This is a genomic window from Streptomyces sp. NPDC102274, from assembly GCF_044766385.1.
Lineage (GTDB): Bacteria > Actinomycetota > Actinomycetes > Streptomycetales > Streptomycetaceae > Streptomyces.
The window spans coordinates 76780-97331 of sequence record NZ_JBIWLW010000011.1 but is presented as its reverse complement, the minus strand read 5'-3'; the positions used below and the strand labels follow the sequence as shown (position 1 = coordinate 97331).

Sequence of the window (20552 nt, the reverse complement as noted above, 5' to 3'; positions counted from 1 at the left end):
CTTGGCCGACTCCGTGCCGATCCCCTCCCCCGTGATCAACACCCTCATCTCAGGGTCTCTCGTAGGATGGCGGGAACCAATCTCAGCGGCCCGACGGGCTTCCTGATCCGCCTCGCGAGAGCGCACGGCGGACCTCGAAGGACATGCCCCCACCCGCACGAGTTTTCTTCGTGCTGCCTGGGGGCATCTCCTTGCTGTTCCGTGAGTCCGCGGCGTCCGTGGCCGCCCGCATCCTCGAAGGGTCGCTGGCGCTGCATCTGACCGAGAACTTCGTCCATCTGCACGGCCGGAACGCCGGACAGTCGGAAGTCACGTCCTGGGAACGCAGCCTCCCGGCCCTCGTCAACGCCCTCATGGACGCGGGGCTCGGCGATGTCGAGGTGCTTATCGAGTACGGCCTGCCCCTCACCAGCAAGCGCGCCGACGCCGTACTCGCCGGCGTCCATCCGACCACGGGCGAGCCGTCGTATGTCGTGGTCGAACTCAAGCAGTGGAGCGCGGCCTACCCGGAGGAGGACGAGCCGCTGCTGTGCCGGATCGACGCGTACGCGAACGCCGTGCTCAACCCGATCGAGCAGGTCCGGGGCTACTGCGAGTACCTGCTGTCGTTCAACGGCGCGCTGGAGCGGATGCCGAAGTCGCTCGCCGGAGTGGCGTTCCTGCACAACGCCACCGAAGCCCGTATCGCGGGTCTGCGAGGCGTCGAGGAGCACCAGCACGGCCGCCTGTACACCGGCGAACAGCGCGGCGCCTTCCTGGACTTCCTGCGCTCACGGCTCGCCTCGAAGCCGGGCGCCCAGGCCGCCGACGTACTGCTGGGCGGCAAGATCCGGCCGTCGAAGCAGCTGATGGCCGTCGCGGCGGCGGAGATCCGCGACCGTGAGCAGTTCGTGCTCATCGCCGAGCAGCGGGTGGCCTACGAGAAGGTGATGTCCGCCGTACGCAAAGCCAAACGGTCCAACCACAAGCAGGTCATCGTGGTGACCGGTGGTCCCGGCTCCGGCAAGAGCGTCGTCGCGCTGTCGGTGCTCGGCGAGCTGTACAGGCGCGGGGTAACGGCTCTGCACGCCACCGGGTCCGCGTCGTTCACCAAGACCATGCGCAAGGTCGCCGGGGCGCGGAAGCCCGCCGTGCAGAAGCTGTTCATGTACTTCAACAGCTTCATGGATGCCGAGCCGAACGACCTCGACGTGCTGATCTGCGACGAGGCCCACCGGCTGCGCAAGACCTCCGCCAACCGGTACACCAGGGCGGAGCTGCGCACCGGCCGTCCCCAGGTGGCGGAGCTGATCGACGCGGCCCGGGTGCCGGTGTTCCTGCTCGACCAGCATCAGGTGGTGCGGCCCGGGGAGATGGGCACCAGGGCGGAGATCCAGCGGGCCGCCGCCGCGCAGGGCCTCGACTGCACGGTGGTGGAGCTGGACGGGCAGTTCCGGTGCGGTGGCAGTGACGCGTACGAGAAGTGGGTCGTCGACCTGCTCGGGCTGGAGGGTGGCGCGCCCGGCCCGTGGGAGCCGGACGGCAAGTTGGAGCTGCGGACCGCCGAGAGCCCACAGGAACTGGAGGACTTCCTGGTCGCCCGCCGGGCGGACGGCTACGGCGCGCGGATGTCGGCCGGCTACTGCTGGAGGTGGACCACCAAGGTCACCCCGGACATGACCGAGCTGCCCACGGATGTCGTCATCGGGCAGTGGGCACGGCCCTGGAACGTGTATGGCGACCGGTCCGTCCTCGGCGCCCCGCCCGCGCCCCTGTGGGCCACCGAAGCGTCCGGCTTCGGGCAGGTCGGCTGCGTCTACACCGCGCAGGGCTTCGAGTACGACTGGTCGGGCGTGATCATCGGGCCCGATCTGGTGTGGCGTACGGACCGTTGGGTCGTGGACCGGTCGGCGTCGAAGGACCCGATCTTCACGAAGGCGACGCCTGACAGCGAGATCGACCGGCTGATCCGCAACACCTACAAAGTGCTGCTGACGCGTGGCATGGTCGGCACGATCATCTACTCGACGGATCCGGAGACGCGCGACAAATTGCGCTCGCTCGTGCATCCGGCGTCCGGGGCGCGGGCGCCGGCTCTCGTGTAGCCGGGCATATGCGGAAAGTGGTTATCCGTTGTCAGTGGTACGCCATACGATCGGACGAGTCCGCGCAGCCGCCCGTCGGAGAGTGATCGTTCATGGTCCAGCAGCCGCCCCTGCTCCGCGATGTCATCGACATCAAGGAGTCCATCTCCACGTCGGACTTCGTCCTCCAGCTCTCGGAGGCGACGACCCCTCAGGGCGCCGAGCGCGCGCTGCGGGACTACGTGGTCACGGAACGGCTGCTGGAGAACTTCGACGAGGCGCTCGGGCTGATCCGGGCCGCACTCGACGGGCACACCTCGAAGGCGGCCTACCTGCACGGGTCGTTCGGTTCCGGTAAGTCGCACTTCATGGCGGTGCTCCACGCGCTGCTCAGCGGGGCCCCGGCGGCCCGCGGGCGGACGGACCTTGACCCGGTGCTCACCCAGCACGAGTGGCTCGGCACGGAAGGGAAGCGGTTCCTGCTCGTGCCGTACCACATGCTCGGGGCGAAGGCCCTGGAGCAGCGGATCCTCGGCGGGTACGTCAGCCACGTCAAAAAGCTGCACCCCGAGGCGCCGACGCCTCAGGTGTACCGGACGGACGCCCTGTTCGAGGACATCCGGGCGATGCGGTCCCGTATGGGCGACCAGGCGGTGATCGGTGGCCTCACCTCGGTGGACGGCGGTGACGGCGCGGCCGACGAGGAGGACGAGTGGGGCGAGGCGTTCGGCTGGACGCCTCAGTTGCTCGACACCGCCCTCGGCGCCGAGGAGGTCCACGAGGGCGGCCAGGCGCTCAACCTGGTCAGTCCGTCGACGCCTGCCGAGCTGCGGGCGCGGCTGGTGCAGGACGCGAGCACGCACCTGCTGCCGGGCTTCGCGAAGAACGCGGCCGAGGACGAGCACGGGTTCGTCTCGCTCGATGCCGGTCTGTCCGTGATCGCCGAGCACGCCAAGGCGCTCGGTTACGACGGGCTGATCCTCTTCATGGACGAGCTGATCCTGTGGCTCGCGACCCTCATCCACGACCAGAAGTTCGTGGCCCGGGAAGCCGGCAAGATCACGAACTTCGTGGAGGGCGGCGACGCCCGCCGTGCCGTGCCGGTGATCTCGTTCATCGCCCGTCAGCGCGACCTGCGCGAGTTGGTCGGCGAGGAGGTGTCGGGGGCAGCCGAGGCGTCCATCCAGGACACGCTCAACCTCGCCTCCGGCCGGTTCGACAAGATCACGCTGGAGGACCGCAACCTTCCGCAGGTCGCCCATGCCCGCCTCCTCAAGCCCAAGGACGACGAGTCCGCCGCCCTCGTCACCGCGGAGTTCGAGAAGACCCGCAGGATCCGCCAGGAGGTGTGGGACACGCTCCTGGGCTCCGACCGCGGTGCGGACGGCGTCGGCGCGGACGAGGAGAGCTTCCGGCTGACGTACCCGTTCTCGCCCGCGTTCATGGACACCCTCGTGCACGTGTCGTCCGCGCTCCAGCGCAACCGGACCGGCATGAAGCTGATGGGGCAGCTGCTCGCCGACCACCGGGCGGAACTGCGGCTGGGCGACCTGATCCCGGTCGGCGACCTGTACCCGCTGATCACGGCGGGCGGCGACAAGCCGTTCACCGACAGTCTGAAGGTGGTCTTCGAGGCGGCCGACAAGCTGTACCGGACGAAGCTGCGGCCGTATCTCATCCTCACCCACAACGTGTCGGAGGAGGTCATCGAGCAGTACGCCCACCGGCCCGACAGCATCACCGACCCGGACCTGCGCACCCGGATCAAGCAGTTCGTCGGTGACAACCGGATCGTCGGCACGCTGCTGCTGTCGGCGCTCGCCCCGAGCGTTCCGGCCCTGTCCGACCTGACCATCCGCCGTCTGTCCGCGCTCAACTACGGCTCGGTGGTCGCCCCGATCCCGGGCCGCGAGTACGGCATCCTGAAGAACAAGGTCGCCGAGTGGGCGGGCCGCTTCCCCGAGATCAAGGAGACCGGCACCGAGACCAACCCGGGAGTCCGGCTCGAACTGTCCGGCGTCGACGTCGACTCGGTGATCGCCAACGCCAACGTCAACGACAACCCAGGCAACCGCGAGGCCCTCGCCAAGCGGCTCCTCGTCGAGGAACTCGACATCGATCAGTCGCAGTTGATCAACGAGTTGCACTTCGCGTGGCGCGGCACCGAGCGTGGGGTCGAGGTGGTGTTCGGCAATGTCGCCGACGAGGACGCGCTGCCGGATCATGACCTCATGCCCCAGCAGGACGGGCGCTGGCGGATCGTGATCGACCTCCCCTTCGACGAGAGCGAGTGGGGGCCGCGCGAGGACGCCAACCGGATGCAGCGGCTGCGTGAGCGGCAGGGCGAGCCGTCCCGCAGTGTCGCCTGGCTGCCCACCCACCTCTCCAGCCAGCGGTACGCCGACTTCCGCCGCCTCGTCGTCATCGACAAGGCCCTCTCCGACAACCAGCGGTTCGACGGCCAGTACGCGGGCCACCTGAGCCCCGACAACCGGGCCCGCGCCAAGGGACTCCTGGAAACCCAGCGGGAGTCGCTGCTCAAGAACGTGAAGGCGGCCTTCAAGCAGGCGTACGGCCTCGCGGACAAGAAGGCCACCGACGTGGAACTCGGCTTCGGGGACCACCTGCAGTCGCTGCGCGAGGTCGAGGGGCTGACCCTGTCCTTCGGCCAGTCGCTGCGGGACGGCATCCGGCACATCGCCGGCAAGCTGCTCGCGAGCCAGTACCCGGACCACCCGAATTTCGACCCCGACGGCAACGGCCCCGCCGTCAAGCCGGCCGACGCCAGGAAAGTGTTCACGCATGTACGGGCCGCCGCCGAGGCCCGCGACGGACGCGCCGAAGTCCCCGCCCCCGACCGGAGCCTGATGCGGCGGGTGGCCACTCCGCTGCGCCTGGGGCAGCAGAAAGAGGCGTACTTCGAAGTGTCGGAGTACTGGGCGGATCATTTCCGGCAGCTCGCCAGTGGTCAGGGCGTGACCGGCGACCTCAGCCTGATCACGCTCACCGACTGGACGGACCGGCCGACACCGCGCGGTCTGCCCGGCTTCCTCGCCCGGCTTGTCGTGGCCTCGTTCGCCGAGATGGACGACCGGGTGTGGGTGCGCGCGGGTGCGTCGCTGGACCCGGCACCCGCGCTGAACGAGATCAAGGACCATGACGCGCTGCGCAGCCAGCCGCTGCCCTCGGAGGAGGACTGGTCGGCCGCCCGGCAGCGGTTCACGGCGGTTTTCGGCGTGCCGGCCCCCACGCTGCGGCGTGGCCGCATGGTCAACCAGCTCGCCCGGCAGATCGCCCAGCAGGCGGGCGCCCACGTGGAGTCGGCCCGTGAGCTGGTGACCCAGCTGGAGAGGCACGCCGGCTTCCTCGGGCTCGACGAGACCGCCGAGGGTGGGCGTCTCGCCCTCGCGCGGCGGGCCGTCGAGCTGCTCCAGGAGCTCACGCGCTCGACCGGTCAGGGCGCCGCCGGAGCCCGGAAGACCGTCGAGGCCCTGGCTTCCTTCGACTTCGGCGAGGTCGGCGCGGACCGGTTCGGGACCTCGGTCAAGCAGGCCCGTGCGGTGGCGCAGGCTCTGGACTCGGCGTCCTGGACCACTCTCGACCTGGCCACCTCGGAAGGTCCGGAGGGAGAGGCGCTGCTGGAGTCCCTGCGCAACGCCGCGCACAGCGACCAGCGGACCAACGACCTGAAGGAGGCGCTGGCCCGGACGCAGCGCGAGGTGCTGGCGCTGGTGAAGCGCAACCGCGCGACGCCGGCTCCGCCGCCCGCTCCCCCGGCCCCGCGTCCCGGGGACGTGCCGCTCGACACGCCGACGAGTCACCCGCCGGTCCCCGAGCAGACACCGAGCGCGGGCCCGTCCGCGTCGGGACGAGTGAAGCGCTCGGGCGGCGGACGGACGACCGCTGCAAGGGCGGTGGCCGAACTCCAGGCGGAGATCGCGGAGCTGGCGGCACGCGAACCCGGTACCGCGGTGGAGATCACCTGGCGGGTCGTCGAAGGATGAGCACGGCGACGACCAGCACGGTGGCGGCGCGGCTCAACCTCGCGACGATCACCCAGTACCTGTCGGCCCAGAGTTCACTCGCCGACACCCTCGCGGGCCGGGACCAGCGGCGGGCCGTGCTGCTGCGCTCCGCGCCGCAGTGGGACGGACCCGCCGAACACGGCTGGGACGACGGGCTGTCGGCCCGGGTCGCCGCGGCGCCCTCCCCGCTCGCCGTGCACGAACTGCTGCTCGGCCACCTGTCGGACACCGCGACCGGCCCCGCCCTGCTCGTCGTCCTGACCGACCGCGAACAGAACGAGCTCGACCCCGCCATCCTGGCCCGCGCCCACAAGAAGCGCGTCGACACGGTGGACAGCTGGGACGTGGTACGGGACGCGTTCGGGGCGCATCAGGTCGACCAGCGACTCAGGGACGACAAGTGGGCCGCGGAGGCCCTGCTGGACGCGGCGCCGCCGAGGGGCGGCTGGCCCAGGCTGGGCGGGGGCATCCTGTCGCGCGGCACCGCGCTGTCCGCCCTCGCGCTGCGACGCATGAGGCTGGGCAGCTACCAGGACGAGGCGGCCCGTCAGGATCACACCGCGGCTGCCGATCGCCTCGACACCCACGCGCTGCTGGGCTGGTCCCTGCTTCCGGGGCGTCCGGAGCGCTTGCTGGCGCTGCGCGGCCCCGAACGCGCCGGCCTGGCGGAGTTCCTCGGCGAGGACGACCGAGCCGGACTCGCGGGGCGGGCACTCCTGGCCCTGGTCGAGGCCGAACACGGACCGGACGCGGTGGCCTTCGGACTCGTCTGCGCCGCGCTGTGGTGCCATGCCGAACCGGACGCGGCCGTCTACACGGCGCGCGGTCGCGCGGAGCGCTGGTTCGGAGAGCGCCCTCCGGCGCAGGGCGAGCAGCTCGACGCCATGGCCGCCGCCTTCGGCCGGGCCTCGGAGGACTACGTCGGCACGCTCCTCGCCGCGGCCGTCAGGGACGCTGTCGCCGGCTCGGAAGAAGCCCGCGCCGCCCGCCGGACCAGCGACACGGTGCTGGAGCGTGCCTCGGTGCTGGCGCGTCAGTTCGGTGCGGAAGCCGCCGCCAGGACCAGTCCCCTCCTGCCGGCCGGACTGGACGCCAGGTTCACCGCGGTCGGGGCGGCTCTGGCAGCCGGTGAGCCGGGACCACTCGACACGGCCGTGCGCTCCTTGAGCAGGCATCGGCGTGCACAAGGGCCGGAGGTCCAGTCACGGATCGAGCGGACCCGCATGGCCCAGCGGCTCGTCGGGTGGCTGGCCACCGAACCGGCGGTGGAGGCACCTCACGCCGGCGCGGCCATAAAGCGCCATGTCGACGAAACCGCATGGGTCGACCGGGCCCTGGAACACATCGAAGCCGGCGGGGACCCCGACGACCGGCTGAGGACCTCCTACGACGCGCTGGCCGAACGCGTACGGAAACGCCGACACGAGATCGACCGCGACTTCGCCGGCGTTCTGGCCACCTGGACCGCGGCGGGCACCGATCCCCGCGGGATGCTCACGGTGGAGACGTTCCTGGAGCGGGTGGTGAAGCCGGTGGTGCGGGGCAGCGACCGACGCGTGCTGCTGATCGTCCTGGACGGGATGAGCGCGGCAATCGCCACCGAACTCGGCGAGGAACTGCGCGCCTCCTGGGCCGAGTTCGATCCGGTTGCCACCGACGGCCCTCCGCAGCGCCGCGCCATGGCAGCGGCTCTTCCCACCCTCACCGCCGTGTCCCGTACATCGCTCTTCGCGGGCAGGCTGACGCAGGGATCGCAGAAGGACGAGGCACAGCTGTTCCCCGCCCTTCCGCTCTGGGGCGGGGCTCCGGCAGCTGTGTTCCACAAGGACGATCTGCGGGCCGACAGCACGGGAGACACGTTCGGGCCCGCGCTCACCGAAGCGCTCATGGACGGCCGTACGCATGTCGCGGTCGTCCTCAACGCGATCGACGACCGGCTTGCCAAGGAACAGAAGCTGGGGGACGGTGCCTGGCGGGCCGAACACATCCCGGGCCTTCCGGACCTGCTGCGGATCGCCGCCTCGCAGGGGATGGCGGTGGTCGTTACCAGCGACCACGGGCATATCGTCGACCGGCACGGAGTGAAGGTGGACACCGACTCGCCGCTGTCCGCCCGCCACCGCACCCCGAACGGCCAGACGGGCCCCACCGAGGTCGCGCTGCATGGCACCCGAGTGGTCGCGCCACAGCCAGGATGTTCGATCGTCGCCCTGTGGGACGCCGACTCGCGGTACACGGCTCGCAAGGCCGGATACCACGGTGGGGCCTCTCTCGCCGAGTTCACCATTCCGGTCCTGGCCTTCCTGCGGTTCGAGGCGTCACCTCCCCCGGCCTGGCGGGAGTTGGGGGATCAGCGACCGACCTGGTGGCTCCTGGAGGAGCCCGTACCTCACCCCGCCAATGTCCCAGCCGCCCCGTCTGCCGCCACGAAGCGACCGACGCGGCAGAAGCCGACCAGGGTCCAGGCCCAACTGGCGTGTACGCACAACTCGTTGTTCGAGGTCGCGGTGGTCCCGGCGTCCGACGACGAGGAGACACTGGTGACCGCGACCGTCGTCAGTCCCGACGACACCCTCGTCTCGGCTCTCTTCGCCTCGGAGGTGTTCCGGGGGCAGATCGGCCTGCTCGCGCGCAAGCCCCCCATGGACAAGGTCGAAGGGGCGATCCGGACGCTGCTCGACGCCGGCGGCACCCTTCCGGTGACCGCACTCGCTCAGCGTGTCTCCTACCCGACCACCCGCGCCGACGGGTTCGCGGCCATCCTGCGCCAACTACTCAACTACGACGGAGTACAGGTCCTGGAGACACTGCCGGACGGCCGGACCGTCCGTCTCGATCTCTCCTTGCTCCGCATGCAGTTCGATCTAACCTGACGTCACATCAGCCCTGTCGCCCACCTATGAGCCGGGAGCCATGAGCGCCAACGACCGTGTGTTGATCAACCAGATGATCGAGGATCGCCGCAACACCCGCGCCGTCCCTCTCTCGTTCGACGCAGCCTTCGAGCGGTTCGCCGGCGAACACGCCCTGCACGGCTTCGGCCTCTCGGAGGAGGAGATCGAGGCCGGTGTGATCGGAGGCGCCAACGACGGCGGCATCGACGGAGCCTACGTCTTCCTCGGCGGGCGTCTCCTGCACGAGGACAGCGAGATCTTCCAGCAGCACTCCGCTGTCACGAACGTGGAACAGGGAACCCAGCTGACACTCTGGCTCATCCAGGCCAAGACCAGCTCCGGCTTCTCCGAAGTCGCCCTGGACAAAGCGGCGTCCACATGCGCGAACCTGCTGGACATGGAAGTCGACGAGGCAACCGTCGGTGTGTTGTACGCCGAAGACCTCCTGGCCCGCTTCAGGCTGTTCAGGACGGCGTTGACGCGGCTCCTCTCCCGTCATCCGACCGTGCTGATCAAGTTCTCGTACGTGACGCGTGGCGAGGCGAGCGAGGCGCATCCCAAGGTCCAGGCGAAGGCCAAGATCCTGGAGGCACAGTTCTCCAAAGCCTTCGCCATCTCCACGGGCGAGGTCGAGTTCCTGGGCCCGGCGGAACTCTGGCAGCGCGCGAGCACTCTCCCCTCGTACACCCTGGAGTTGCCCTACCGGGAGAGCATCACCCACGGCACCAGTCACATCGCTCTCGTCGGTCTGGGCGAGTACATCGACTTCCTCAGCGACGAGACCGGGGCGATCAAGTCCCACATCTTCGACTGGAACGTCCGTGACTACCAGGGCAACGTGGAAGTGAACCGGGAAATCACGGCGTCCCTCCAGAACCCCGAAGCGCCCGAGTTCTGGTGGCTCAACAACGGCATCACCATCGTGTGCTCGCAGGCGACCTCCATCGGGAAGCGGCTCAGTCTCTCGGACGTGCAGATCGTCAACGGTCTCCAGACCTCGTACACCCTCCACGAGACGCTGCGCGCCCTTTACCTGACCGAACCGGCCGACCCGGTCTTCGACAGGCTGGTGCAGGTACGCATTCTCGTCACCGTGGACCAGGCCGCCCGTGACTCCGTCATCCGCGCCACCAACCGGCAGACCAGCGTGCCGGTCGCCTCCCTCCGGGCCACGGACGACATTCAACGGCAGATCGAGTCGTACTTCCTCGAACACGACTGGTTCTACGACCGGCGCAAGAACTTCTACCGGAACCAGGGCAAGCCGGCCGACCGTATCGTCAGCATCCCCCTGCTAGCACAGTCCGTGATGGCCATGGCACTGGGGCAGCCCGACTACGCCAGGGCCCGCCCTTCCAGCCTGCTGAAGTCCGACACCGACTACCGGCGCGTCTTCTCCGCCAACACCGAACTCCCTGTCTATCTGTGGCTGGCCAAGGCCCAGCGCCAGGTGGACGAGTTCCTCCAGTCGACAGCGGACCCCATCTCCCGCTCACTGCAAACGAACCTCCACTTCCACCTGGCCATGCTCGGCGCCGTCGATCTCATGGACCGCGTGTTCAGCAAGCCGGAGACTCTGGACAACGCCGCCCGCGAGAAAGTCTTCCCCAGCACCGCTCGCCTGGCGTCGCTGTGGGAATCGCTCCAGGAACAGTTCGAGAACTTCCAGCGGGAAAACCGGTGGGGTCCCGACAAGACCGCGAAGAGCGGCGAATTCGTCACCTACCTCACCACCAACCTCGGCTACGGCAGCCTCCGCCGCAGGTGATCTCGGAGCACAGTCCGCGGCGCGGCGCGGATGGGACAATGAGCGGGTGATCGATCCTCGCCCTTCTCCCATCTCCGCCGTCCGGCGGCGCGCCGCCCTCGACGCACTCCGGCGCGGTGCGGTTCCCGAGAGCGGCCTGGATCTCCTGGCCACCGGTCTCGACCGTTTCGAGTCCGCGCTCGACGCGGAACTCGACGCGGTCGCCTCGGGAGCCTCGGTCTTCAAGGCCGTGCGAGGTGAGTACGGTTCCGGCAAGACGTTCTTCACCCGCTGGCTCGGAGAGCGGGCCAAGCAGCGCAACTTCGCCGTCTCCGAGATCCAGGTCTCGGAGACGGAAACCCCGTTGCACAAGCTGGAGACCGTCTACCGACGCCTCACCGAGCGGCTGTCCACCACGAGCTTCCCACCCAGCGCGCTCCGTCCCGTGGTGGACGCCTGGTTCTACGCCCTGGAGGAGGACGCCCTCGCCGCGGGGGCGGACGAGCACGATCTGAGCGGCACGGTGGAGCAATTGCTGGCCGCCCGGCTGACCGAGGTGTCGCGGCACGCCCCGTCCTTCGCGGCCGCGCTGCACGGGTACCGGTCCGCGCTCGCCGAAGGCGACGAGCCGAGGGCGGCTGCCGTCCTCGCCTGGCTCGGCGGCCAGCCCCATGTGGCGGCGGCGGCCCGCCGGTCCGCGGGGGTACGCGGCGACCTGGACCACTTCGGTGCCCTGGGCTTCCTGCAAGGGCTGCTCACCGTCCTGCGGGACTCCGGCCACCGGGGGCTGTTCGTCGTACTGGACGAGGTGGAGACCCTGCAGCGCGTGCGGTCGGACGCCCGCGACAAGGCACTCAACGCGCTGCGGCAACTGATCGACGAAGTCCACTCCGGCCGATTCCCCGGCCTCTATCTGGTCATCACCGGAACACCCGCCTTCTACGACGGTCAGCAGGGGGTACAACGGCTCCCGCCGCTCGCCCAGCGACTCGCCACGGACTTCACGACCGATCCGCGGTTCGACAACCCCCGGGCGGTCCAACTGCGCCTGTCCGGATTCACCCTGGAGTCGCTGACCGGCCTCGGGGTGACCATCCGTGATCTCTACGCGTCCGGGGCCGACTCACACGACCGGATCAAAACGCTGGCGGACGACGCGTACATCGCCGATCTGGCGCGTGCGGTGGGCGGGGCCCTGGGTGGCAAAGTCGGCGTGGCACCCAGGCTCTTCCTCAAAAAGCTGGTCGGCGACGTCCTTGACCGTATCGATCAGTTCACGGACTTCGACCCACGGCAGCACTACCGGCTCACGGTGGGCGGCAGCGAACTCACGGACGTCGAACGGAACCTGGCCGGATCATCGTCGGCCGACGACATCGATCTGGAGCTGTGATGACTCCGGCAGCGGACCCCGTCGACCGGCTGGACCCCGTCATCCTGCACCACGTGGTCAACACGCTCGGCTGGCCGGATCTGCGCCCACTGCAACGGGCCGCGATCGACCCGGTGATGGACGGCGACGACGCCGTACTGCTCGCGCCCACCGCGGGAGGCAAGACCGAGGCAGCCTGCCTTCCGGTCCTCTCGGCCATGTCCGCCCAGGGCTGGACCGGCACCTCGGTGCTGTACCTCTGCCCGCTCAAGGCACTTCTCAACAACCTGGTGACCCGTGTCGACGGATACGCGCAGTGGCTCGGACGCAGCGCGGCCCTCTGGCACGGGGACACGAAGGAGTCACAGCGCCAACGCATCCGTACCGACAGACCCGACATCCTTCTGACGACGCCCGAGTCGCTGGAAGCCATGTTGATCGGTGTGAAGACCGACCACGCACACCTGCTGGGCGGAATCCGCGCCGTCGTCGTCGACGAGGTGCACGCGTTCGCGGGCGACGACCGAGGCTGGCACCTCCTGGCAGTGCTCGAGCGTCTGCAGAGGGTCTCGGGGCGCCCGATTCAGCGGATCGGGCTGTCCGCGACCGTCGGGAATCCACACGAGCTACTCGCCTGGCTCCAGGGGTCGGGCTCCGGCCGACGCCCGGGCCGGGTCGTCGCTCCGGGACTCACCGATCCGCCCGGGCCCTCGTCGGGCCAAGTGCCGACGGCAGGGGTGACCGAGCCCCCACCGGGAGACATCGAACTCGACTACGTGGGTTCCCTTTCCAACGCGGCCAAGGTCCTCTCAGTCCTGCACAAGGGCGAGAAACGGCTGGTGTTCTGCGACTCCCGACGGCAGGTCGAGGAACTGGGTGCCGCGCTCCGGGCGCGCGACGTCACCGTGTTCCTGTCACACGCTTCGCTCTCGGCCGACGAGCGAGCCCGGTCCGAGCAGGCTTTCGCCGAGGCTCGCGACTGCGTCATCGTCGCCACTTCCACCCTGGAACTGGGCATCGACGTCGGCGACCTGGACCGGGTCGTCCAAATCGATTCACCCGCCACCGTCGCCTCGTTCCTCCAACGCATCGGCCGCACCGGACGCCGCGCGGGAAGCACCCGCAACTGCCTGTTCCTGGCCACGCGCAAGGACACCCTCCTGCAAGCTGCCGGTCTCCTGCTCCTCTGGGGCCGCGGCTGGGTCGAGCCGGTCGTCCCACCACCTGAGCCGCGCCACCTCGTCGCCCAGCAGTTGCTCGCCGCCACACTCCAGGAACACAAGCTGGGCGACCAGCTCTGGCCCGAACAGTGGAACGGCCTCGCACCCTTCGACCGTTCCGCCGCTCCCATCCTGCGTCACTTGACGGAGCAGGGCTTCCTGGACACCGACGGCGGCATGCTGTTTATCGGTCCAGAAGCCGAACGCCGTTTCGGTCGCAGGCATTTCATCGAGCTGACCGCCTCCTTCACCGCGCCACCGCAGTTCACTGTGCTGTCCGGGCGCACCGAGATCGGCCGGATGGATCCGTCCGTGCTCACCGAGGAACGTCCGGGCCCACGACGCCTGCTGCTGGCCGGCCGTAGCTGGCAGGTGACATTCATCGACTGGGGACGGAAACGGGTCTTCGTGGAGCCTGTCGAGAGCGGCGGTGTCGCCAAGTGGTCCGGAGGCTCCGTCGGACTGTCGTACGTGCTGGCACGCGCCATGCGGGAGGTCCTCCTGGGCACCGACCCGGAAGCCTCCCTGACCAGACGAGCCGAGATCTGCCTCCAGGAATGGCGTGACGAGGAGGCTCCCCATCTGGTTCATCCTGGTGGAACGTTGGTCGCTCGGCGCGGCAACGATGTCCGCTGGTGGACATGGGCGGGTTACCGTGCCAATGCCACGTTGTGCGCGACACTGCCGTCGATCGCCGATCCGGTTCAGCGCCCGACGGACTGCTACCTGCGTCTGCGAGAGGATCTGAGCCCGGACATGTGGCGCACCGCGCTCGAAGCCACACAGGACGGACCGGCACTTGTCCTCCCGGACGTCGACCAACGAGCAGTGCGCGGGCTCAAGTTCTCGGCAGCACTCCCGCAGCGACTGGCCGTGGCCACACTATCGGCGAGACTCGCCGACTTCGAAGGCGCACGCACTGTTCTGTCCGAACCGAAGCGCTTCTCCACCGGGCCAACGGCTTGAGCTCTGTTTTCTGCCCTGCGCACGTCCTGTCGCGCCGGGAAGTCAGCGGCGCAGGCTGTGCACGACGTACGTCATGTGCTGTGCGTTGCCGACCCAGAGCCACGTGGTGAAGTTGCCCGTACCGGCACCGAGGTCATCCGCGCAGGCACGAATCCAGGTTTCGGCACTACCCGCTGCCGCCCCGCGGAAGCCGCGATGATCGACGATTTGTCGTGCGACGGAACGGTTGTGCGCCACACGGTCGGCTCCTCGGGCGAGCATCTTGCCCAGAATGAAGGAGCGGTCCGTGGTGTACCGCAGAACCCCCCAGGAGGGCCCCCCTTTCCGGGGGCGCGGGGTACGGGAAATGGCAGCAACGGGCTGAATCCCGTAGTCGCCGTAGCTGAGTGCCCGAGTATATCCCCGGCCACCTGCCGTGATCTCGTTCCATACCTGCCAGTCCATACGGGACTCTTCGTACGGACCCTCCTCCAACATGTCGGCGGTAACCTGCGGAAACCCACTTGCCAGGACAGCCACCGTCCGCCAGTGCCTGAGAGGAACCAGGGCGTCGAGGGCCCGCAGCGTCTCCTTTCCGGCATCGGGCCGATCGGCCCGCACAGCAGCCAGATCGAGAAGGAGGTCCGCTCGGACAGCCGTCCCGACTCTCGTGAGCAGGTCGCGGACGGAATCAGCCGTGCCGCTCTCCCATTCCCCCGGCACCTGGACGCGGATGCCCAGCGAATTACCGGAAAGGCGAGCGGTGGTCAGCACCGCGGTTTGCTGAACCTCGGGCCGACTCGGTCCTGTCACGGGGCACAGGGGGCCGAGCGAACAGACCTCTGGCAAGAGTTCAGCGAATACGGACGCTTCCGTTTCATCCGCGAATGGAGCATCAATCCACGCCGGGCAGTAGCGCTGAGACTTGATAACCAATGCCAGATCCCTGCGGATATCGGCAGTAACCACCGCACGCGGCACACCATGACGCGGCGGAAGGGTCCAGAGCGGTGCAACCGCATTCTGGATGTCCGGCCTGAGACGCCGATACGCATCGGCCGCGTGAGGTCGGGTCGGTAACACAGGTACGTACAGCGGTCCGGACATGGCGGCCCCCTGGCACTGTCTTCACACTTCCACCCTTGGTTCAAGGGTGCGGGAAGTTGATGCGGCGAGAAAGGACGCCGTTCCGGCCGGAGTGGCAGAAAAGAATACAAAGCAGGGTCGTTCCGCACTGCCATGGTTGCTCTGAAGCCGCACCTCCCCCCGCCGAAAAATCAGGCAGCACCGCGCGTACGACGAGGACCTCACGCTGTACCAAGAGAAGTTCCGTCGTCAGATCCCCGGGAGCGGGTCCTGTTCGGCCTCGCGCCGCCGGGTCCTGATGTCCGGCGCGGGCGGATGGAGTTTGGCGTCACAGGCGGGGCCGAGGCCGGTACGGCGCGATGCCGTACCGGTGAGCGGCCTGCCGCACATCCCGCACCGGACCGGCCGGTGCGTGGGGTCGTCCGGTTCCGTGCCGGGCAGCCGGTCGTCGTGGAGCTCTGGGGGGCGCGGTGATTCCTGCACGGTCCCAGCTGTACCAGCCCTGCTCGCCGGAGTGGTCATCCACGGGTCCACAATGAGCTGAGAACACCGGATACCGAGGAGATCTTGATGACTCTGTACGACATTCCGCTGAACACTCTGACCGGTGAGCCCACCTCCCTGGCAGCGTACGAGGGCAAGGCGGTGCTGCTGGTGAACGTCGCCTCCAAGTGCGGTCTCACTCCGCAGTACGCCGGTCTGGAGCGGCTCCAGCAGCAGTACGGCGACCGGGGCTTCACGGTTCTCGGCGTGCCGTGCAACCAGTTCGCGGGCCAGGAGCCCGGCACGGCGGAGGAGATCGGTACGTTCTGCTCGGCGACGTACGGGGTCACGTTCCCGCTGCTGGAGAAGACGGACGTGAACGGGGAGACCCGGCACGCGCTGTACACCGAGCTGACGAAGACGGCCGACTCCGAGGGCGAGGCCGGCGATGTGCAGTGGAACTTCGAGAAGTTCCTGATCTCCCCCAAGGGCGAGGTCGTCGGCCGTATCCGGCCGCGTACGGAGCCGGAGGCCCCGGAGGTCGTCGCGGCGATCGAGGCGCAGCTGCCGGCCTGAGCCATGGCCGCCGAGCGGGCCCGCCCTTCGTCGCGCGGGCCCGCTCGGCGGTAAGCGGTCCTAGCGGATCGGCATCCCCGAGAGCGTGCGGGCGATCACCAGGCGCTGGATCTCGCTCGTCCCCTCGAAGATCGTGTAGATCGCTGCGTCCCGGTGCATCCGCTCCACCGGGTACTCACGGGTGAAGCCGTTGCCGCCGAGGATCTGTACGGCCTGCGCCGTGACCTTCTTCGCCGTCTCGCTCGCGTACAGCTTGGACATGGAGCCCTCGGCCGCGGTGAACGGCCGGCCCGTGGTCGCCATCCAGGAGGCCCGCCACACCAGCAGCCGGGAGGCGTCGATCCGGGTGCGCATATCGGCCAACTGGAAGGCTATGCCCTGGTTGTCGATGATCGGGCGGCCGAACTGGCCGCGGGTCTTCGCGTAGTCGAGGGCGACCTCGTACGCCGCGCGCGCGGTGCCCACCGCCATCGCGCCGACCGCCGGGCGTGAGGCCTCGAAGGTGGCCATGGCCGCGTTCTTCACCCGCTCGCCGCCGGGCGCCTCGGCCCGCTGCCGGGCCCGCGCCAGCCGTTCGTCGAGCTTCTCCTTGCCGCCGAGCAGACAGTGGCCGGGGATTCTGACGTCCTCCAGGACCACCTCGGCGGTGTGGGACGCGCGGATGCCGTGCTTCTTGAACTTCTGGCCCTGGGAGAGACCGGGGGTGCCCGGCGGGACGATGAAGGAGGCGTGGCCCTTGGAGCCCAGTTCGCTGTCGACGACGGCGACCACCACATGGACGTTGGCGATACCGCCGTTGGTCGCCCAGGTCTTGGTGCCGTTGAGCACCCACTCGTCCTTCGCCCCGTCGTACACGGCGTGGGTACGCATCGCGGCCACGTCGGAGCCCGCGTCGGGTTCGGAGGAGCAGAAGGCGGCGACCTTCACATCGTCCGCGTCGCCGTACATCTGCGGAATCCAGGTGCCGATCTGTTCCTCAGTCCCGTTCGCGAGGACACCGACGGCCGCCAGGCCCGTACCGACGATCGACAGGGCGATGCCCGCGTCACCCCAGAACAGCTCCTCCATGGCCATCGGGATGCCGAGGCCCGTGGGGTCGAAGAACTGCTGTGCGTAGAAGTCCAGGGAGTAGATGCCGACCTTGGCGGCCTCCTGGATGACCGGCCACGGCGTCTCCTCACGCTCGTCCCACTCAGCGGCGGCCGGGCGGATGACATCCGCGGCGAAGCCGTGGAGCCAGTCGCGTATCTGCTTCTGGTCGTCGTCGAGATCGAGCGTGAACTCGGCCATGTTCCCCTCCAGCACTGCGCGACCGCTGAGCCGTCGCCGATGTTACCTGCGGTAACTCTAGCCTGTTACCGGCAAGTAGGAAATGTCAACGGGCCATGGCCTGATCAGCGTCGATGACGGGGAGGGTGTTACGTTGCCGGGGCGTCGGGCAATCGCAGGGGCGGGGAGACAGACCTATGGAGACCACACAGCAGGCCGAGCAGCAGCGGTCGGCGCGGGCGCGGCGACGCCAGCTTCTGGAGGCCGCGGACCGAGTGGTGCTCAGGGACGGGCCTCAAGCATCCATGAACGCCATCGCCGCCGAGGCGGGCATCACCAAACCCATTCTCTACCGTCACTTCGGCGACAAGGGCGGCCTCTACCGCGCGCTCGCCAAGCGCCATACCGACGCGCTGCTGGACGCCCTGCGGACCGCGCTCGACGCCCCCGCCGAGCGGCGCCGGCGCGTCGAGGCCACGCTCGACACGTATCTCGCCGCGATCGAGGCACGCCCTCAGGTCTACCGGTTCCTGATGCATCCGGCCGAGGACGCGCAGCTGCCCGAGGCGGGCTTCGACGTCGGCCGCCACTCCGCGCCGCTGCTGCGCCGACTCGGCGAGGAACTCGCCAAGGTCATAGAGGAGCGGGTCGACCTCGGCCCCGACAGCGAACAGCTCTCCCGGGTCTGGGGCCATGGCATCGTCGGCATGATGCACGGCGCCGGTGACTGGTGGCTCGGTGAACGGCCCTGCTCACGGGAGCAGTTGGTACGCAGCCTGGCGGATCTGCTGTGGGGGCGGCTGGCCGATGTGAGTGACCGCGCGGGCGGCCCCGGCTTCTGAGGAATCGCGGGAGCGCACCCAGCGCCCCGCATCCAGCACCCCGCGCGTCGCGCGTCGCGCGTCGCGCGTCGCTCGGAAGCCGCGCGGCACTCAGGAGCCGCGCGGACTCGGGAACCAGCGCGCTACGGACTCGTGGCCCAGGGCGCCTTGCGCGCGGCCCGCAGTGTCCTGGCGCGCCGCCAGCCGGAGAGCCGGTCGGGATAGACCAGACCCTCCAGATGGTCGCTCTCGTGCTGGAGACAGCGCGCGAAGAACCCCGAGCCCTCGATCCGCGCCGGCACGCCGTCCCGCGTGACACCCTCGGCCACGGCGTGGTCGTACCGCTCCGTGCCGGCCTCGAGGCCGGGCAGCGAGAGACAGCCCTCGGGGCCGCGCAGCACAACCCCGTCCGCCTCCGTGAGCCGCGGGTTGACGAGGTGTCCGAGATGACGTACGTCCTCGTCGTCCGGACAGTCGTAGACGAACACCCTGAGCGGTACACCGATCTGGTTCGCGGCGAGCCCGACCCCCCGGGCGGCGTACATCGTCGCGAAGAGATCCTCGATCAGTTCCGCGAGCGCGGGACCGAAGTCGGTGACGGGCTCGCAGGGGGTGTGCAGCACGGGATCACCGAGCATTCGCATGGCTCGTACTCGCCCGGTGCTGCCGGGGATCGGACGGTTTCGCATGACGGTCAGGGTACGGTCCGTGGTGACCCCCGCCTTCTGCCCGGTGCCGCGGTTCGGGCCCCTGGCCGGATCTCGATAGGCTGACCCACGGACCGACGCAAGGAGGATCAAGGCGATGTCAGGCAACACGGACCCGCTGACGCCGCGGGCCAAGCTGGCCGTGACGGCGGGCAAAGCCGCGGCGGCGGTGTCGCGCGCCGCGGGCCGCGGCAGCGGATCGGTGATCGGCGGGAAGGTCGCGCTCAGACTCGACCCCGATCTGCTCGGACGGCTGGCGCAGCATCTCGACGTCATCCTCGTGTCGGCGACCAACGGCAAGACCACCACGACGCGGCTGATCGCCGAGGCGCTGCGGGCCGCGGGGCCCGTGGTCTCCAACGCTCTCGGCGCCAATATGCCGGCCGGTATCACCTCGGCCCTCGCGGGCGGTTCGGACGCCAAGTACGGCGTGATCGAGGTCGACGAGAAGTACCTCGCCGGGGTGGCACAGGACACGACCCCCAAGGCGATCGCCCTGCTCAATCTCTCCCGCGACCAGCTCGACCGCGCCGCGGAGACCCGGATGCTCGCCGAGAAGTGGCGCGAGGGCCTGGCCGGCACGAAGGCCGTCGTCATCGCCAACGCCGACGACCCGCTGATCGTCTGGGCCGCCTCCTCCTCGCCCAATGTGGTCTGGGTCGCGGCGGGACAGGAGTGGAAGGACGACGCCTGGTCCTGCCCCGCCTGCGGCGGTGTGATGCAGCGCCCCGGCGACGACTGGTTCTGCGGTGACTGCGGATTCCGCAGGCCGCCCCCCAGCTGGGTGCTGCACGGCGACCATGTCCTCGATCCGCACGGCTCCGCCTGGCCGATCCACCTCCAGCTGCCCGGCCGCGCGAACAAGGCGAACGCCGCCACCTCCGCCGCCGTCGCGGCGACCTTCGGGGTGCCGCCGCAGGTGGCGCTCGAGCGCATGTACCAGGTGCAGGCAGTGGCCGGCCGGTACGACGTGGTGTCGTTCCTCGGCCGCGATCTGCGGCTGCTGCTCGCGAAGAACCCTGCGGGCTGGCTGGAGACCTTCTCCCTCATCGATCCGCCGCCGACCCCGGTCATCCTCGCCGTCAACGCCCGTGGCGCGGACGGCACCGACACCTCCTGGCTGTGGGACGTCGACTACACCCGGCTGTCCGGCCATCCGATCTTCGTCATCGGGGACCGGAAGCTGGACCTCGCGGTACGCCTCGAAGTCGCCGGCCTCGACTTCCGGGTCTGCGAGACCCCGGACGAGGCCGTGCAGATGGCGCCGCCGGGACGGATCGAGGCGATCGCCAACTACACCTCGTTCCAGGACCTGCGCCGCCGTGTCGGCAACTGACCCGATGC

General features: G+C 69.3%; 13 protein-coding genes. 9 read left to right on the top strand and 4 right to left on the bottom strand.

What is annotated here, in order from left to right; translation table 11 throughout:
• Positions 1-170 precede the first annotated feature (170 nt).
• The 6 genes from ACIRQP_RS17445 to ACIRQP_RS17420 all read left to right on the top strand — a co-directional run bounded on the left by ACIRQP_RS17445 (position 171) and on the right by ACIRQP_RS17420 (position 14287).
• The gene (locus ACIRQP_RS17445; protein ID WP_403890260.1) at positions 171-2084 is read left to right on the top strand and encodes a DNA/RNA helicase domain-containing protein; all 1914 of its coding nucleotides are present in this window, start codon (positions 171-173) and stop codon (positions 2082-2084) included.
• A gap of 92 nt (positions 2085-2176) precedes the next feature.
• Positions 2177-6067, top strand: coding sequence for a phage resistance protein (locus ACIRQP_RS17440; protein WP_403890257.1), 3891 nt, complete (start codon positions 2177-2179; stop codon positions 6065-6067).
• Positions 6064-8961, top strand: a complete 2898-nt coding sequence (gene pglZ / locus ACIRQP_RS17435) for a BREX-2 system phosphatase PglZ (RefSeq protein ID WP_403890254.1) — start codon at positions 6064-6066, stop codon at positions 8959-8961. Before ACIRQP_RS17440 ends, pglZ begins: the two co-directional genes overlap by 4 nt.
• 40 nt (positions 8962-9001) lie before the next feature.
• Positions 9002-10750, top strand: coding sequence for an AIPR family protein (locus tag ACIRQP_RS17430; protein WP_403890251.1), 1749 nt, complete (start codon positions 9002-9004; stop codon positions 10748-10750).
• Between the two features lie 46 nt (positions 10751-10796).
• Positions 10797-12122: a BREX system ATP-binding protein BrxD gene (brxD, locus tag ACIRQP_RS17425; RefSeq protein ID WP_403890248.1), complete on the top strand. Its 1326-nt coding sequence runs from the start codon at positions 10797-10799 to the stop codon at positions 12120-12122.
• A complete protein-coding gene (locus tag ACIRQP_RS17420; protein WP_403890245.1) occupies positions 12122-14287 on the top strand; it encodes a DEAD/DEAH box helicase in 2166 nt (721 codons plus the stop codon). The genes brxD and ACIRQP_RS17420 overlap by 1 nt, the downstream gene beginning before the upstream one ends.
• Before the next feature lie 42 nt (positions 14288-14329).
• On the opposite strand, the gene ACIRQP_RS17415 is transcribed toward ACIRQP_RS17420, so the two are convergent.
• Both ACIRQP_RS17415 and ACIRQP_RS17410 read right to left on the bottom strand, forming a co-directional pair.
• Complete coding sequence (locus ACIRQP_RS17415; protein ID WP_403890243.1) at positions 14330-15373, bottom strand: hypothetical protein; 1044 nt, start codon at positions 15371-15373, stop codon at positions 14330-14332.
• A gap of 228 nt (positions 15374-15601) precedes the next feature.
• On the bottom strand, positions 15602-15874 hold the full coding sequence (locus tag ACIRQP_RS17410; RefSeq protein WP_403890240.1) for a DUF6011 domain-containing protein: 273 nt from the start codon (positions 15872-15874) through the stop codon (positions 15602-15604).
• A gap of 48 nt (positions 15875-15922) precedes the next feature.
• On the opposite strand from ACIRQP_RS17410, the gene ACIRQP_RS17405 reads away from it, so the two are divergent.
• Positions 15923-16411, top strand: coding sequence for a glutathione peroxidase (locus tag ACIRQP_RS17405; RefSeq protein ID WP_356517046.1), 489 nt, complete (start codon positions 15923-15925; stop codon positions 16409-16411).
• A gap of 60 nt (positions 16412-16471) precedes the next feature.
• Here the strand turns inward: ACIRQP_RS17405 and ACIRQP_RS17400 are convergent, their stop codons facing one another.
• Complete coding sequence (locus tag ACIRQP_RS17400) at positions 16472-17701, bottom strand: acyl-CoA dehydrogenase family protein (protein WP_403890237.1); 1230 nt, start codon at positions 17699-17701, stop codon at positions 16472-16474.
• Between the two features lie 176 nt (positions 17702-17877).
• On the opposite strand from ACIRQP_RS17400, the gene ACIRQP_RS17395 reads away from it, so the two are divergent.
• The gene (locus tag ACIRQP_RS17395) at positions 17878-18522 is read left to right on the top strand and encodes a TetR family transcriptional regulator (RefSeq protein WP_403890234.1); all 645 of its coding nucleotides are present in this window, start codon (positions 17878-17880) and stop codon (positions 18520-18522) included.
• A 122-nt stretch (positions 18523-18644) separates the two neighbouring features.
• Here the strand turns inward: ACIRQP_RS17395 and def are convergent, their stop codons facing one another.
• Positions 18645-19190: a peptide deformylase gene (gene def / locus ACIRQP_RS17390; protein ID WP_403890231.1), complete on the bottom strand. Its 546-nt coding sequence runs from the start codon at positions 19188-19190 to the stop codon at positions 18645-18647.
• Positions 19191-19305: 115 nt separating this feature from the next.
• Here def and ACIRQP_RS17385 point away from each other — a divergent pair, with 115 nt between their 5' ends.
• Positions 19306-20544, top strand: a complete 1239-nt coding sequence (locus tag ACIRQP_RS17385) for a MurT ligase domain-containing protein (RefSeq protein ID WP_403890228.1) — start codon at positions 19306-19308, stop codon at positions 20542-20544.
• Positions 20545-20552: the final 8 nt, after the last annotated feature.